Annotated in this window: 13 protein-coding genes; 2 read left to right on the top strand and 11 right to left on the bottom strand. The window is 64.6% G+C overall.

The features are described 5' to 3' along the window. Positions 1-4 precede the first annotated feature (4 nt). On the bottom strand, positions 5-1,261 hold the full coding sequence (gene rho, locus OVY48_RS11760) for a transcription termination factor Rho (protein ID WP_037478949.1): 1,257 nt from the start codon (positions 1,259-1,261) through the stop codon (positions 5-7). Between the two features lie 268 nt (positions 1,262-1,529). Here rho and OVY48_RS11755 point away from each other — a divergent pair, with 268 nt between their 5' ends. After that, positions 1,530-2,516: an aspartyl protease family protein gene (locus OVY48_RS11755; protein ID WP_409593183.1), complete on the top strand. Its 987-nt coding sequence runs from the start codon at positions 1,530-1,532 to the stop codon at positions 2,514-2,516. 9 nt (positions 2,517-2,525) lie between these two features. Here the strand turns inward: OVY48_RS11755 and OVY48_RS11750 are convergent, their stop codons facing one another. From OVY48_RS11750 to OVY48_RS11710, 9 genes are all read right to left on the bottom strand, one after another. Beyond that, positions 2,526-4,622, bottom strand: coding sequence for a PBP1A family penicillin-binding protein (locus OVY48_RS11750; RefSeq protein ID WP_313922965.1), 2,097 nt, complete (start codon positions 4,620-4,622; stop codon positions 2,526-2,528). A gap of 117 nt (positions 4,623-4,739) precedes the next feature. Then, a complete protein-coding gene (msrB, locus tag OVY48_RS11745) occupies positions 4,740-5,141 on the bottom strand; it encodes a peptide-methionine (R)-S-oxide reductase MsrB (protein ID WP_313924763.1) in 402 nt (133 codons plus the stop codon). A gap of 31 nt (positions 5,142-5,172) precedes the next feature. Continuing rightward, a complete protein-coding gene (locus tag OVY48_RS11740; RefSeq protein ID WP_313922964.1) occupies positions 5,173-6,249 on the bottom strand; it encodes an FAD-dependent monooxygenase in 1,077 nt (358 codons plus the stop codon). After that, positions 6,246-6,920 carry a methyltransferase domain-containing protein gene (locus OVY48_RS11735; RefSeq protein WP_313922963.1) on the bottom strand — a complete coding sequence of 225 codons (675 nt, stop codon included), beginning with the start codon at positions 6,918-6,920 and terminating at the stop codon, positions 6,246-6,248. Before OVY48_RS11735 ends, OVY48_RS11740 begins: the two co-directional genes overlap by 4 nt. Then, complete coding sequence (locus OVY48_RS11730; RefSeq protein ID WP_313924761.1) at positions 6,917-7,969, bottom strand: type III polyketide synthase; 1,053 nt, start codon at positions 7,967-7,969, stop codon at positions 6,917-6,919. The genes OVY48_RS11735 and OVY48_RS11730 overlap by 4 nt, the downstream gene beginning before the upstream one ends. A gap of 91 nt (positions 7,970-8,060) precedes the next feature. Further along, positions 8,061-9,086 (bottom strand): DNA polymerase III subunit delta, encoded by a 1,026-nt coding sequence (gene holA, locus OVY48_RS11725; RefSeq protein WP_313922962.1) that lies wholly within the window; start codon positions 9,084-9,086, stop codon positions 8,061-8,063. Beyond that, a complete protein-coding gene (lptE, locus tag OVY48_RS11720) occupies positions 9,083-9,583 on the bottom strand; it encodes an LPS assembly lipoprotein LptE (RefSeq protein ID WP_313922961.1) in 501 nt (166 codons plus the stop codon). Before lptE ends, holA begins: the two co-directional genes overlap by 4 nt. Positions 9,584-9,701: 118 nt before the next feature. Further along, positions 9,702-12,413, bottom strand: coding sequence for a leucine--tRNA ligase (locus OVY48_RS11715; RefSeq protein WP_313922960.1), 2,712 nt, complete (start codon positions 12,411-12,413; stop codon positions 9,702-9,704). Between the two features lie 137 nt (positions 12,414-12,550). Continuing rightward, positions 12,551-13,000 carry a DUF3576 domain-containing protein gene (locus tag OVY48_RS11710; protein ID WP_037474366.1) on the bottom strand — a complete coding sequence of 150 codons (450 nt, stop codon included), beginning with the start codon at positions 12,998-13,000 and terminating at the stop codon, positions 12,551-12,553. A gap of 244 nt (positions 13,001-13,244) precedes the next feature. Here OVY48_RS11710 and OVY48_RS11705 point away from each other — a divergent pair, with 244 nt between their 5' ends. Continuing rightward, the gene (locus tag OVY48_RS11705; protein WP_313922958.1) at positions 13,245-13,970 is read left to right on the top strand and encodes a hypothetical protein; all 726 of its coding nucleotides are present in this window, start codon (positions 13,245-13,247) and stop codon (positions 13,968-13,970) included. A gap of 113 nt (positions 13,971-14,083) precedes the next feature. Here the strand turns inward: OVY48_RS11705 and OVY48_RS11700 are convergent, their stop codons facing one another. Further along, complete coding sequence (locus OVY48_RS11700; RefSeq protein ID WP_313922957.1) at positions 14,084-14,386, bottom strand: hypothetical protein; 303 nt, start codon at positions 14,384-14,386, stop codon at positions 14,084-14,086.

Genomic DNA, 14,386 nt, shown 5'->3' with positions numbered 1-14,386 from the left:
CCGCTTACTGGTTCATCGAATCGAAGAAATTCTCGTTGGTCTTGGAATCCTTCATCTTGTCGAGCAGGAATTCCATCGCATCGATCGTGCCCATCTGCATCAGGATGCGACGCAGCACCCACATCTTGCTGAGCGTGCCCTTGTCCACCAGCAGCTCTTCCTTGCGGGTGCCGGACTTGCCGACGTCGAGCGCCGGGAAGATGCGCTTGTCGGCGACCTTGCGGTCCAGCACGATTTCCGAGTTGCCGGTGCCCTTAAACTCTTCGAAGATGACTTCGTCCATCCGGCTGCCGGTGTCGATCAGCGCGGTGGCAATGATGGAGAGCGAGCCGCCCTCCTCGATATTGCGCGCCGCACCGAAGAAGCGCTTGGGCCGCTGCAGCGCATTGGCGTCGACGCCGCCGGTCAGCACCTTGCCCGACGAGGGGACGACGGTGTTGTATGCGCGACCGAGGCGGGTGATGGAATCGAGCAGGATGACGACATCCTTCTTATGCTCGACCAAGCGCTTGGCCTTTTCGATCACCATTTCGGCGACCTGGACGTGGCGGGTGGCAGGCTCGTCGAAGGTGGAGGAGACGACCTCGCCCTTCACGCTGCGCTGCATGTCGGTGACTTCTTCCGGACGCTCGTCGATCAGCAGGACGATGAGGAACACTTCGGGATGATTGTCGGTAATGGCCTTGGCGATATTCTGCAGCATCACCGTCTTGCCGACGCGAGGCGGCGCGACGATCAGCGTGCGCTGGCCCTTGCCCTGGGGCGAGACGATGTCGATGACGCGCGCCGACTTGTCCTTCTGGGTCGGATCGCCCGGATCGAGCGTCAGCTTGGATTCGGGATAGAGCGGCGTCAGATTGTCGAAATTGACGCGATGACGGACCACATCGGGATCGTCGAAATTGACGGTGTTGAGCTTCACCAAAGCGAAATAGCGCTCGCCATCCTTGGGCGCGCGGATTTCGCCGTCCACCGTGTCGCCTGTGCGCAGGCCGAAGCGGCGGACTTGGTTAGGGGAGACATAGATATCGTCGGGACCGGCCAGGAAGTTGGCTTCCGGGCTGCGCAGGAAACCAAAGCCATCGGGCAGCACCTCGATCGTGCCTTCGCCCATGATCTGCTCGCCATTTTCCGCCTCGGCCTTGAGAATCGCGAACATCAGATCCTGCTTGCGCAGGGTCGACGCGCCCTCGACGCCCAGTTCCTCGGCAAGCTGCACGAGGTCGGCGGGCGCTGTTTTCTTAAGGTCCTTGAGATGCATTGCGAGTCGGTCCGATGACGAGAGGGAGACAGGCGCCGGAAACGGCGAGAAACAGGCGAGCAGGACGCTGCCAGACGCTTGCCGCGAACAGGCAAGGTCGATCATGCGTGCATTTAGCGAGGCGCGGCCCGCCAAGTCAAGGCGGGAGTGCGCCAAACGGGTGCGGAAAGGGCGGCGCGGCGGCGATTCGGGGCCAAGGGTGGCGCTGGCGCGATGACCCGGATTGATGCTATAGCGGAAGCATAAGATAAGCGGAAAGGATGCGGACATGAGACGGCACCGCGCAGGGCTTTGCGCCCTGCGCTTCGCGGGACTGGCGATCGGGCTGGCGACAGCCTGGATGCCGCTGGCCGCGCAGGACGTCCCCGCGCTTGACCCCGACATTCCGCCCGCCGTCGTCCGCACTGGCCCCTCGCTCGATGCACGGGTGACGATCCCCATCCATATCGATGGCAAGGGGCCGTGGAACTTCATCATCGATACCGGGTCGCAACGCACCGTGATCGCGCGCGACCTGGCGGAGCGGCTGGCCCTGCCCGCGCGCACCAACGTCACCATCATCAGCATGACCGGCCGGTCGGAAGCGACGACGGTGGCGGTGCCGCGCCTCGGCTTTGCGGGCGGGACGATCGACGATATCGAAGCGCCGGTGCTGGAAGGCGAGCATCTGGGCGCGCCGGGCCTGCTGGGGCTGGACAGCCTGCATGCCAAGCGGGTGACGCTGGATTTCCGCAGCGGACAGATGGCCATCGCCAGCAGCAATGCGCGGCGCAGCGCCAAGGTCGATCCCGATACGATCGTGGTGGAGGCGCGGCGCAAGCGCGGTCAGTTGATCCTGCTCGATTCCAACGTGAACGGCATGCGTGTCGCCATCATGCTCGACACCGGCACCAATTTCAGCATCGGCAATATGGCGCTGCGCAACAAGCTGATCGCCAAGAAGCGCGCGCCCGAATTGCTCACCGCATCGCTGACCAGCGTGACCGGCGGGACGCTGACCGGCGAGGTCGGGCTGATCAAGGCGGTACGGATGGGCCGGGTCAATTTGATCGACGTGCCGGTGCTGTTCGTCGATGCCAGCCCCTTTGCGGAACTGGGCATGGCGGACAAACCCGCGCTTCTGCTGGGCATCAGCGCGTTGCGGCTGTTCGACCGGGTCGCGATCGACTTCGGCCGGGGCAAGGTGGACTTCCTGCTGCCCGATGCAAGTGCGCTCGACAAGACGCAGTTGGCGGCGAACGACGTCCGGCCTTAGGCACGCGCCTCAAGGATAAGGGTTGGGACGCGGGGGTGGCTGGCGCTGACGATCGCGGTCGCGGCCCAGCACATTGTCGATCCATTGCTGGTCGATCTGTTGGGGCGGCTGCGGCCGGTCTTCCGGGTCCAACTCAAGCTGTTGCTCGTCACTCTCTTCTTCCGTCGCCGGGGGACGGGGGCGTTCGACGGGGAAGCCATTTTCATCGACCATCATGCCGCCCTCGGCCTCGCCATCTGGGCTGCCATAATAGGCTTCCTCGTCCGGCTCCAACTGCCATTCGGGCAAGGTGACTTCGGTTTCGAACTGTTCCACGGGGCGTTTGGCGACGGCGACCTTCATATAGTCGGCAAAGGCGCGGGCGGGCGCACGGCCCCCCTGCAGCACGCCCACGGCGCGCGCATCGTCGCGACCCATCCATACGCCGGTGGTGATGCCGCTGGAAAAGCCTAAGAACCAGCCATCCTTGTTGCTGCTGGTCGTGCCGGTCTTGCCCGCGACCGGGCGGCCGATCTGCGCGGCCTTGCCGGTGCCGGTGGACACGGCGGTCTGCATCAGGTCGGTCATGCCGGCCGCGACCCAGGGGGCGACCAGCACGCGGCTGGTATCGTCCTGATGCTCGTAGAGCAGGCGGCCGTCCGCCGTCGTCACCTTGGTAATGCCATAGGGGGTGACGGCGATGCCCTTGCGCGCGATCGAGGCGAAGGCGCGGGTCATGTCGATCAGGCGGACGTCGGACGTGCCCAGCACCATCGAGGGGTGGGTGTTGATCGGCGTCGTCACGCCAAAGCGGCGGGCCATGTCGGCGACGGTCGGGAAGCCAACCTCGACACCCAGCTTTGCCGCGACCGTGTTGATCGAATAAGCGAAGGCGGTGCGAATATCGATGTCGCCCGAAAAGCGCCCGGAACTGTTGCGCGGCTTCCATCCGTTGATGTCCACCGGCTCGTCCGTGACGCCGGTGTCAGGCGTATAGCCCGCCTCCAACGCCGCCATATAGACGAAGATCTTCCACGCCGACCCCGGCTGCCGCGTCGCGGTCGTCGCGCGGTTGTAATTGGACGTCACATAATCGAGGCCGCCGACCAGCGCGCGCACCGCGCCGTCGCGGTCCAAGCTGACCAAAGCGCCTTGCGTGCCCGAAGGCACATTGGCCTTGATCGCTGCCGTCGCCGCATTCTGCATGCTGAGGTCGATGGTGGTATAGACTTCGAGCGGTTCGTTGGACTCGTCGATCAGCACATCGAGTTGCGGCAACGCCCAGTCGGTGAAATAGCGCACGCTGTTCTGCGGCGGTTCGGGCGCGAGCGCGACATTGGCAATGTCGGCCGCCGCCTTGTCTGCCGCGCTGATGACGCCATTTTGCACCATCAGGTCCAGCACCACGCCGGCCCGGCCGATCGCGGCTTCGGCATCGGCGGTGGGGGAATAGCTGGACGGAGCCTTCACCAGCCCTGCGACGATCGCCGCTTCGGGCAGGTCGAGCGTCGTGGCGGGATGGCCGAAAAATTTGCGGCTGGCCGCATCGATGCCGTAGGCGCCGCCGCCGAAATAGACTTTGTTGAGGTACAGTTCGAGGATCTGCCGCTTGGAGAATTTGCGCTCCAGCGCGAGGGCCAGCACCATCTCGCGGATCTTGCGGCCGAAACTATAGCTGTTGTTGAGGAAGATGTTGCGCGTCACCTGTTGGGTGATGGTCGATGCGCCCTGCAGGCGGCGGCCGGTGCCGCGATTTTCGACCGCGACCCAGGCCGCGCGTGCCATGCCGACCGGATCGACGCCGGGATGATGATAGAAGCGCTTGTCTTCGGTCGACACCATCGCGTCGATCATGACCTGCGGGATCTGGTCATAGTCGAGCCAGCGGCCAAAGCTCGGCCCCAGCGACACGATCACGCTGCCATCGGCGGCATGGACGCGGATCATCTGGCCATTGGGGGACGATTTGAGGCTGCCATAGTCGGGCAGCGACTGGAGCGCGATGACCACCGCGATCACGAGCGCCAACAGGCCCGCCACCGCCGCCGCCACGCCGATCTTCACCGTGCGCAGCGCCCATGTCTTCGCGCGGCTGGGCGCGCCCTTGCTCTTGCCTGATCCTGCCATCTGTGCCGCCCCGGATACGCGCTAATCCCGGCCCCGGCCAGCGTGATTTAGACGCTTTGCCGGGAAAATTGCCGTGATCGTCTCCATGACGATGGCCGCTTTACGGACGATGAACGGTTAGTCGTCCTGGCGCGGTTTGAAGTCGAGCGAGGCGCTGTTCATGCAATAGCGCAGGCCGTTGACGCCTGGACCATCGGGGAAGACATGGCCCAGATGCCCGTCGCACTTGGCGCAGCGGACTTCGGTGCGGACCATGCCGTGGCTGACATCGCGGATTTCCTCGACCGCGTCGATATCCACCGGTGCGGTGAAACTGGGCCAGCCGGAACCGCTGTCATATTTTTCCTCGGCATCGAATAATTCGGTGCCGCAACCCGCACAATAATAGCGGCCATCGACCTTGTTGGCGTTGAGATTGCCGGTAAAGGCCCGCTCCGTACCGCCTTCGCGCAGCACATGATAGCGTTCGGGCGAGAGGCGCGCGCGCCATTCCGCATCGGTCAGGGTCAGCTTTTCCATGGCGGCAATATGGGTGCGCAAAGCGCGCCGATCAAGCATCGGCGATGCGAGTGAGGCGCATGGCAAGACCTGCGGCCCCCGGTGTTGCGCTCAGGACACGCAGCAGGCCGGGATAGCGCCCCAGCGCGCGAAACCCCGCCGCCGCGCGCAAGGGCAGCAGCGCTCGCCGCGCAAAATGGCGTTGGTAAATCTCCGCGCCATCACGCCTCTGCACCTGCCATTGCGCCACGGCTTCTGCGGCGCTGGCCAGCGCGATGCCAATCCCCTCCCCCGCCAGCGAGGGAATCACTGCGGCCTGATCGCCGAGCCGATAGAGGCCCGGCCAGGTCGTGGTTGCGCGCCAGCCATAGGGGACATCACCGATCGCATCGACGCGAGCGTCAGCGGGCACATCCCCCAGCCGATCGGCCAGCGCGAGCGAGCGGTCGGCCAGCGCCGCGATCAGGCCGAGCGGACGGCCGCCCGCTGCAGTCAAGCGGCTCTTGCGCACCGCCATGCAGAGATTGGCGCTGCCATCCTCCTGCAGCAAGAGGCCGACATAGCCGCCCTCGACCCAGTGCAGTTCGATCCGGCCCCCGATCAAACGCTGCCGCGCGGGGCTGGCGGGCAGGCGCAACCGCAAGCCGAGTTCGGGGTCTGCGCCGTGACGGGGCCGCGCCGCGCCGCGCACATCATGCTTGCCGGTGGCGAGGAACAGGCTGTCCCAGTCGACCGCCGGCCCATCATCCAGCGTGATCGCGGTCGGCGTCAACGTCCGCACGGCATGGCCGAGCCGGAATGTCACGCCAGCCTCGGTCGCGGCGGCGCGCAGCAGCGTGTCGAGTCGATGCCGCGACAGGCCCATGCCCGGCGCGGGAAGCGGCAGTTCGGTCTCCCGCCCGCCCGCAAACAATGCCAGCCGGTCGATCCGGTGGCCGCCGAGCATGGCCGCGTCGATGCCCAGCGCCTTGATCTGCGCGATCGTCGCCCAACTGAGGAACCCACCGCACAGCGCGTCCCCCGGCACCTGTTGCCGATCGATCAGCAGCGGCTCCGCCCCCAGCCGTGCGAGCCGCAGCGCCGCCGCTGCGCCTGCCGGTCCTGCGCCGAGGATCAGCGGCGGGGTCATCGCTGCCGGGCGACGCATAGCCGGAAGGGGAAAACACGCTCGATCCGTGCGTCCCCGATATGCGCCGCCGCCAGCATCGCTCGCCATTCACCGGGCACGAAGCTGCGCGCGATCGACAATTGCCCGTCGGCGCGGACGATGGGATGGACGCCCAGCAGGCGGGCGAGCAGCGGATAGCCATGATAGGCAAAGCCATGGCGATGCAGGTCGTTGACGAACCAGCCCATGCGCGCCTGATCCTCCATGAAATGCAGGAACGCCAGCCGCTCCGCCTCATCCATATGGTGGGTGACCAGGCTGGAGATAATGATGTCCCATGGTTCATCCGCCAGCGCGGCATAGTCGCCGGTGCGATAGTCGATGGCTAGCGCCGGGTTGGTGCGCGCCTGCGCCACGGCCTGGCTGCGCGGGTTGAGGTCGATGCCGACGAGCGTGCAGGCAATGCCACGCCGCTTCGCCCAGGCCGCGATCCGCCGCAGCATGCCGCCGTCGCCATAGCCGACATCGAGCAGCCGGAACGGGCCGGTTACCGCGCGATCGAGAAAGCGGAGCGTTGGCCGCGCCGCCAGCGTGACGCGATTGACCCGGTCGAGATCGGCCAGCACCCGCGCATAGACGGCTTCGGGCAGGTCGGCCGCATCCATCTGCTCTGGCGCCAGCGATCGCTTCATACGTCCGCCCGGTGGAAGGTCAGCCCTTCGGCCGCAAGCCCCGGCCCGAAGGCCAGCGCCATCCCCTGCCCGCGCGCATCGCCCGCCAAGATGCGCGCCAGCACGAACATCAGCGTCGCCGACGACATGTTGCCAAAGGCGCGCAGCACCGCCCGGCTATGGTCGAGCGCGTCGGGGGCCAGATCGAGCGCCCGCGCCACCGCGTCGAGGATCGATCGGCCCCCGGCATGCACCGCCCATAGATCGACATTTTCCGCCGGAATCGGCAAGGCGATCGTGCCGGCCAGCGCCTGCGCGATCGCGCCGGGCACTTCGCCCGACAAATGCATGGCGAAACCATGGTCGCCCAGATCCCAGCGGATCAGCGCCTCCGTATCTGGCACGGTCATGGCGAAGGGCTGGCCGAGCGTGATGCCGCCCGGCCCGGCGCTGACCAAAGCCGCCGCCGCGCCATCGCCAAATTGCAGCATCGCCAGCAATGGCTCGACCCGCGCATCGTCCTGCAGATGCAGGCTGCTGAGTTCCACGCACACCACCAGCACCCGCGCATTCGGTTCGGATCGCACGATATGGCGCGCCGACCGCAGCGCGACGATCGCGGCATAACAGCCCATATAGCCGACCATCAGCCGCTCGACCGTCGGGTCCAGCCCCAGCATAGTCACGAGCTTCTGGTCAATTCCCGGCGCGATGAAGCCCGTGCAACTGGCGACCACCAGATGGGTGATACCGTCGATCGCCACTTGGTCGGCCAGCGCGGCCACCGCGCGCGTGGCCAGCATTGGCGCGGCGTCGGCATAGATGGCCATGCGCTGCGCCGTGGTCGGCCATGACCCGCCGTAAAAGCCGCCTTGCGCGGTCGGCGATCCAGTGCCGCCATCCAGCACCGACCAGCGATGTTCGATCCCGCTGCGCTGCGCCATGCGCGTGAACAAAGCCCGTTCGCGCCGGTCAGCGATCCGCGCGCCTGCCCAGTCGATGAAGGCCGGGTGGATGTCGGTATCCGGGACGGCCGTGCCGATGGCGTGGATCGTGGCGGGAAGGGAAATGATGCGCTGCCTTTGTTGCGCGCGGACGCGGTGGGCCGGTCATACCACCAAGTCGCGACCTGTTCAGCCCTTCAAAGCGCCCGGACCCGCTTTATCGTTCCCGCGCCGCCTGCCGCGCGATGGTCAGCAATTCGTGGCGCACCAGCAGGTCGCCGGTGCCCCGGCCTGATCGGGTGGCGCGTTCGGCTTCCAGCAGGCGCTGGATCACGCGCGCGATGCCATGGCTGTCCCACAGCCGCACTTGCCGCGATACCAGCCCTTTTTCCTTCCAGAACACGGCCTTGCCCGCCGCCTCCATCGCCGTTTCCAACCGTCCGCTGGCGTCGAAACTGGTGCGGATATTGGCGATCAGCATCGCGCGGGTCATCAGCGGACGGATGACGGAGGCCATTGCCGTGCTGGTTTCCTGCAGGCGCGTGAGTTCATGGTGCATGGCCTTTAGGTCACCACCCAGCACGGCGTTGACCAGCGGCGCGACCTCCGTATCGGGATTGTCCGCCGACAGCGCGTCCAGCGCCTCCGCCGTCGCTTCGCACGGCCGGTCGGGCGCGGCGTCGAGATAGAGGATCAGCTTTTCGACCTCGCCCTGCATCAGCGCGCGATCGCCATTGGCGAGCGCCACGATCCGCCGCGCCAGGTCCGACGAGAGGCGCAGGCCGCCTTCGCGGGCGATAGCGATGGCAATCTGCTCGGCCTCGCGCGCGTCTGGCTGGTAGGAGATGAAGGCGAGCGTCGCCTTATGGTCCAGCGCCAGCTTGAGCAGCTTGGACGTGGCCTTGAGCGCGCCCGCCACGGCCACGACCGGATTGCCCGCCGCCGGGCTTTCGAGCAGCGCGGTCAAGGCGGGCAGCGATTCCTCGCCCATGCCATTGACGCGAATCCAGCGCCGGTCACCGAACATGGAAAAGGACGCGGCCTCATCCGCCAGCCGGGCGGGATCGTCGCGCAGCGTCGATCCGTCGAGGTCGATGCGTTCGGCCTGCGGTCCCATCGCCCGCTCCAGCCGCTTGAGCAGCGCCTGGCTGCCCGCATCGTCGGGACCGTAGAGCAGGAAGAAGCGGACGTCGGCAGGCGGTGCGTCGAGCGCCTTTTCGATCTGGCCGCGATTGGCTTTCAAGGATTGGCCGCCTTGCGCGAAAATAGCGCCAGCCGGGTGACGATCTGATCCGCCACCGTCTGCGACAGCCGTTCCAGCGCCGTGTCTTCGGCCGCGATCGTCGCATATTCGCTCGACGTGACGTCGATGCCCGCGTCCGACCCGGCGGTGTCGTCCAGGATTTGCGCGCCGGTCGCTTCGTCGATCAACTGGTAACGCGCGCGCAGGGTGCGCCGTTCGCGGGTGACGGCGGCGTCGGCGCGCAGGCCGAAACCGGTGATCTGGTCATCCAGCTTCACCACCAGACGATAGTGCGGACCGCTGCCCCCGCTCATCGCCCCCAGCCGATCGTTGAGCGCATTGCGGACGAGCCAGCCACCGCGCCCCTCGATCGGCGCGACATCGACATTGCCCAAAGCCTGCGCCACCGCGCCCTGCGTTCCCCCGCCATAGACCGGGCGAAGGCCGCAGCCGGTCAGCAGGAGCGGGATGGCGAGAAGGGGGAGGAGACGCTTCATCCGCCTTCCATAGCCGCTGCATCGATCAATTCAAACAGTGCTCCTGCGAAAGCAGGAGCCCAGAGTCGAATGGCGTGCCCTGCATCCTGGGCTCCTGCTTTCGCAGGAGCGCGGACGGTCAAATAACCAGATTCACCAGACGATCGGGCACGACGATGATCTTCTTAGGGGTCGCGCCGTCCAATATCCGCATGACATTGGGCGCGGCGAGCGCCAGCCGCTCCAGTTCGTCTTTCGCCGTCCCCTTGGGCACGGTGATGGTGTCGCGCAGCTTGCCCATCACTTGGCAGGCAATCGTCACTTCATCATCGACCAACAAAGCCGGATCGACCGTGGGCCAGGCGGCATCGGCGATCAGGCCGGTTTCGCCCATATCGGCCCAGGCTTCTTCGGCGAGATGCGGCGTCATCGGCGCGACCAGCAGCGCGAGCGCGCGGATCGCGGCGTTGCGCGACGCGGACGGCGCGGCCTTTTCCACCGCGTTGGCCAGTTCGTAAATCTTGGCGACCGCCTTGTTGAAGGACAGCGCCTCGATATCCCTGGCGATGCCGTCGATCGTCTGATGCAGTTTGCGGTCGAGCGGCTTGTCGGTGCCCTCCGCCCCTGCTTCGATCTGACCGAAGAGCCGCCACAAGCGATTGACGAAGCGCCACGATCCCTCGATCCCGCTTTCGGTCCAGGGCAGGTCGCGTTCGGGCGGGCTGTCCGACAGCATGAACCAGCGCACCGCGTCCGCGCCATATTGGGCGATGATGTCATCCGGATCGACGACATTCTTCTTGGACTTGGACATCTTCTCGACGCGGCCGACTTCCATGACGGACCAGCCCGGCGTCACTTCTGCGAACGTGCCTGCTGATGTCATTTCCCGGTACTCTTCGGGGCTGTACCAGATTTTTTTGCCGTCTGGGCTTATTCGTGAATACGTCTCATGCGTCACCATCCCCTGCGTGAACAGGCCAGTGAACGGCTCGGCAAAGCCCAATTGCCCCATATGCTGCAACGCCCGCGTCCAGAAACGCGCATAGAGCAGGTGCAGGATCGCATGCTCGACCCCGCCAATATATTGGCCGACCGGCAGCCATTTTTCGACCGTGGCGCGGTCGAACGGCTTGTCCTTGGGCTGGCTGGCGAAGCGGATGAAATACCAGCTCGAATCCGCGAACGTATCGAGCGTATCGGTTTCGCGCACCGCGGCCTTGCCGCACTTCGGACAATCGACATGCTTCCAGGTCGGATGGCGATCGAGCGGGTTACCCGGAATGTCGAAGGTCACATCGTCGGGCAGTACGACCGGCAACTGTGCCTTGGGCACCGGCACCGCGCCGCAGGTCTCGCAATGGATCACCGGGATCGGCGTGCCCCAATAGCGCTGGCGCGACACGCCCCAATCGCGCAGGCGGAACACCGTCTTGCCCGCGCCCCAACCTTCTGCTTCGGCGCGCGCAATTATGAGAGCTTTAGCCTCATCCACGTTGAGTATCTCATTTTTTCCGAAGAAATTGAGATATTCCTGTTCACGTCCATCAAATTTTTCACGCCATTGCTGAACCCTGCGAATACCCGGTGAATTAGATTTAACAACTGAATAATTCGCGGCTTTAGTATAGGCTGTGTTGTTGACGAGAAAAAATTCGTATTCGTCATCATCCCCTCTAATAACGTGGGGGCTTTCATCAAACGTGCTCATTCCGCCAAGCTGTTCAATCTGCTCAAGCGTAGGTGTTTCAGAACCCAAGGGGCGGAGAGCCGGTTCTACCGGCAGCATATATTTGCGCGCGAAGTCGAGGTCGCGCTGGTCATGCGCGGGAACGCCCATGACAGCGCCAGTGCCATAGTCCATCAGCACGAAGTTCGCGATGAACACGGGCAACTGCCAGTCGGGATCGAACGGATGCGTAACGGTCAGGCCCGTGTCGAAGCCGAGTTTTTCGGCCGTTTCCAGTTCGGCCGCCGTCGTTCCGCCCGCCTTGCACAGGTCGATGAAGGCCTGCGCGTCCGGGTTTGCGGCCGCAACCTGCTGCGCCACTGGATGGTCGGCGGCGATCGCGACGAAGCTCGCGCCGAAAATCGTGTCGGGCCGGGTCGAATAGACCTCGATCGCCTGATCGAAGGGCGCAACCGGCTTGAAATGGAATTGCAGGCCGACCGACTTGCCGATCCAGTTTTCCTGCATCGTCCGCACCTTTTCGGGCCACTGGTCTAGGCTCTTCAGCCCCTCCAGCAGATCGTCGGCGAACTGGGTGATTTTGAGGAACCATTGCGACAGCTTGCGCTTCTCGACCGTCGCGCCCGACCGCCAGCCCTTGCCGTCGATCACCTGCTCATTGGCCAGCACGGTCATGTCGATCGGATCCCAATTGACCGCGCTTTCCTTGCGATAAACGAGGCCCGCTTCCAGCATGTCCAGGAACAGCGCCTGTTCATGGCCATAATAATCGGGGTGGCAGGTCGCGAGTTCGCGGCTCCAGTCCAGCGCAAAGCCCAATTTCTTGAGCTGCGCCTTCATGTTGGCGATATTCTCATAGGTCCATTTGCCGGGATGGACCTTCTTCTCCATCGCGGCATTTTCAGCCGGCATGCCAAAGGCGTCCCAGCCCATCGGGTGCAGCACTTCATGGCCCGTCATCCGGCGGAACCGCGCCAGCACGTCGCCCATCGAATAGTTGCGGACATGGCCGATATGGATGCGGCCCGATGGATAAGGGAACATCTCCAGCACATAGCTGCGCGGCTTGTCCGACATATCGTCGGCCTTGAAGCTCTGCTGCTCATCCCAGATCGCCTGCCAGCGGGCGTCGGCCTCCAGCGGATTGAAGCGCCTTTGCATAATATTTTCCACTTCCACTTACCTCCGTTCGCCCTGAGCGAAGTCGAAGGGCTCGACCGACCAGAGGGAGGTCACTTCGCTACGCTCAGTGGAGGGCTTCGACTTCGCTCAGCCCGAACGGAAAAATAGTCAACTAATCAGCCGCCAATCGACGTGCGGCGCAGGTCGCGGGCCTTGGTCAAAATCACCTCTTCCAGCTTCTGCACGGTCGCGGCCTTCACCGGCGCGTCGAGCCACTGGCCGTTCTGGCTCACCTGGCGGCTGGCCGCGACGCGCAGCGCGTCGGCGCGCAGATCCTGGTCCAGGATCGACACGGTCAGTTTCATCCGCTCATTGGGGCTGTTGGGGTTGGCGTACCAGTCGGTCACGATCACGCCGCCATTCGAATCGGTCTGCACCAGCGGCATGAAGGAAATCGTGTCGAGCGCCGCGCGCCACAGATAGGCGTTGACGCCGATCGTCGTCACTTTCGACGCGGCAAGGTCCGCCTTGGGCCGGTCCTTGGACCCGCCACCGCAGGCGGCCAACGGCAAAAGCGCGACCAGCAGCAGGCCGGCGGAAACAGGGGCGGGGAAACGGCGGACCATCAGGCATGTCCTAGCTTGGAAAATGACGAAAAACAGGCTGCTTCTATAGTGGCCATGCAGCGTTGGGCAAGGGGCGCTGCGTCGGGACGGGGCGATCCTCGTTTCGCCGTGCCATCGCTGCCTTTTCAAACTCTGTGTGTTCCTTGCAACAGCTCCGACAAAAAGCCCGCCGCCCCCTAGCCAATGGAGGCTTTCCCCGTGTAGAGCGTTACACATAACAAGGAACAGGGGCGAGAATCGGGTCATGCGCGTACAAAGGGGACATCTGGCATTGGCGGGAGCGGCATTGACCGTGACCGGCTTCATGCTGTCTCCTGCGATCGGCGCGGCCAACAAGCTCGTCCAGATGCAGATCGACGCACCCGTGTCGCTCGGCGCTCTGGGCAGCATCTCCTCCTTCACCCCCACTACCAAAGACCCGCAACTGGCCGCCGCTTATGCGAAAATCGCTGCGTCCGCCAATCGCCAGGGTTTTCGTTTCACGCCAACCAGCGGTTCGCTGAGCGGCGAACGGTCGATCACCGTGATGGTCCGCGCCAGCGGTGAACGTGTCGCCGTGGCCCGCACGATCGACCCGATCGACATCAAGCCGGTCGCGTTCAGCCTGAACGGTGCGCAGAACTGGCGCAAGTTCGCGCTGCCCGAATCGCTCGGCCGCAAGCCGCTCGATCCGGTGCCGGTCGAAACCATGGTCGATGCCAAGAATTTCTCGCTGGATGACGCCAAGAAGGATCGCTTCAGCACCAAGATGCTGATCGAAACCCGCCGCGATGCCGTCGCCGCGACGCGCAATCCCGGCGCCGAGAAGGATTATTCGCTGGATCTCGCCAGCTCCTACTCGCTGACGCGCAACCTGAACGTCACGGCCGGCGTGCGCTACAACAATAACGTTGCGGGTCGCCTGACCCCGATGACCGACGACCGGCAGGATAGCCAGGCCGTCTATCTGGGCACCATCTTCAAATTCTGATCGGCCTGCGGGTTGAGTGAAGGTCGGCGGTTGATCTGATGGTCAACCGCGCAGACTGATTCGTCGTTTCAGAATTTGCGGCTTATGTCAGAGCGTGGCGCAACAGACCGTGATCATGCGCGATCGGCGAACCAGCCCGCTAATGCGGCAATCGCGGTGGCAGGCACAGCCAACAGGCCCAGAAACAACAGGGCTACGGGCCACAAGACATCCGTATCATTGTTTATCAACAGGATGGGAAGCTGGGCGAAGGTCAACAACGCGCCTGCGTACCAGCCATGACCTTTGCGTAACCAGCCCGCAATCCCGGATAGAAGAAGCGAAACGGGGTACCAAAGCGTCCAGTAACCCGCTGCGTCCCACGGTTCCGCGACGCCTGCAATCTGACAAACAAGCTGCCAGTAGAGCCCGCCCAT

This window comes from Sphingobium sp. SA2 (assembly GCF_032227065.1).
Taxonomy (GTDB): Bacteria; Pseudomonadota; Alphaproteobacteria; order Sphingomonadales; family Sphingomonadaceae; genus Sphingobium.
The sequence above is the reverse complement of the archived record's forward strand: the minus strand, read 5'-3'. Positions and strand labels throughout refer to the sequence as shown.

Bases quoted from the DNA above. Each gene is read 5' to 3' on its own strand.
- OVY48_RS11700 (WP_313922957.1), bottom strand. From the start codon at position 14,386: ATGGGCGGGCTCTACTGGCAGCTTGTTTGTCAGATTGCAGGCGTCGCG.
- OVY48_RS11710 (WP_037474366.1), bottom strand. From the start codon at position 13,000: ATGGTCCGCCGTTTCCCCGCCCCTGTTTCCGCCGGCCTGCTGCTGGTC.
- OVY48_RS11740 (WP_313922964.1), bottom strand. From the start codon at position 6,249: ATGACCCCGCCGCTGATCCTCGGCGCAGGACCGGCAGGCGCAGCGGCG.
- OVY48_RS11705 (WP_313922958.1), top strand. From the start codon at position 13,245: ATGCGCGTACAAAGGGGACATCTGGCATTGGCGGGAGCGGCATTGACC.
- OVY48_RS11715 (WP_313922960.1), bottom strand. From the start codon at position 12,413: ATGCAAAGGCGCTTCAATCCGCTGGAGGCCGACGCCCGCTGGCAGGCG.
- msrB (WP_313924763.1), bottom strand. From the start codon at position 5,141: ATGGAAAAGCTGACCCTGACCGATGCGGAATGGCGCGCGCGCCTCTCG.
- rho (WP_037478949.1), bottom strand. From the start codon at position 1,261: ATGCATCTCAAGGACCTTAAGAAAACAGCGCCCGCCGACCTCGTGCAG.
- lptE (WP_313922961.1), bottom strand. From the start codon at position 9,583: ATGAAGCGTCTCCTCCCCCTTCTCGCCATCCCGCTCCTGCTGACCGGC.
- OVY48_RS11735 (WP_313922963.1), bottom strand. From the start codon at position 6,920: ATGAAGCGATCGCTGGCGCCAGAGCAGATGGATGCGGCCGACCTGCCC.
- OVY48_RS11755 (WP_409593183.1), top strand. From the start codon at position 1,530: ATGAGACGGCACCGCGCAGGGCTTTGCGCCCTGCGCTTCGCGGGACTG.
- OVY48_RS11750 (WP_313922965.1), bottom strand. From the start codon at position 4,622: ATGGCAGGATCAGGCAAGAGCAAGGGCGCGCCCAGCCGCGCGAAGACA.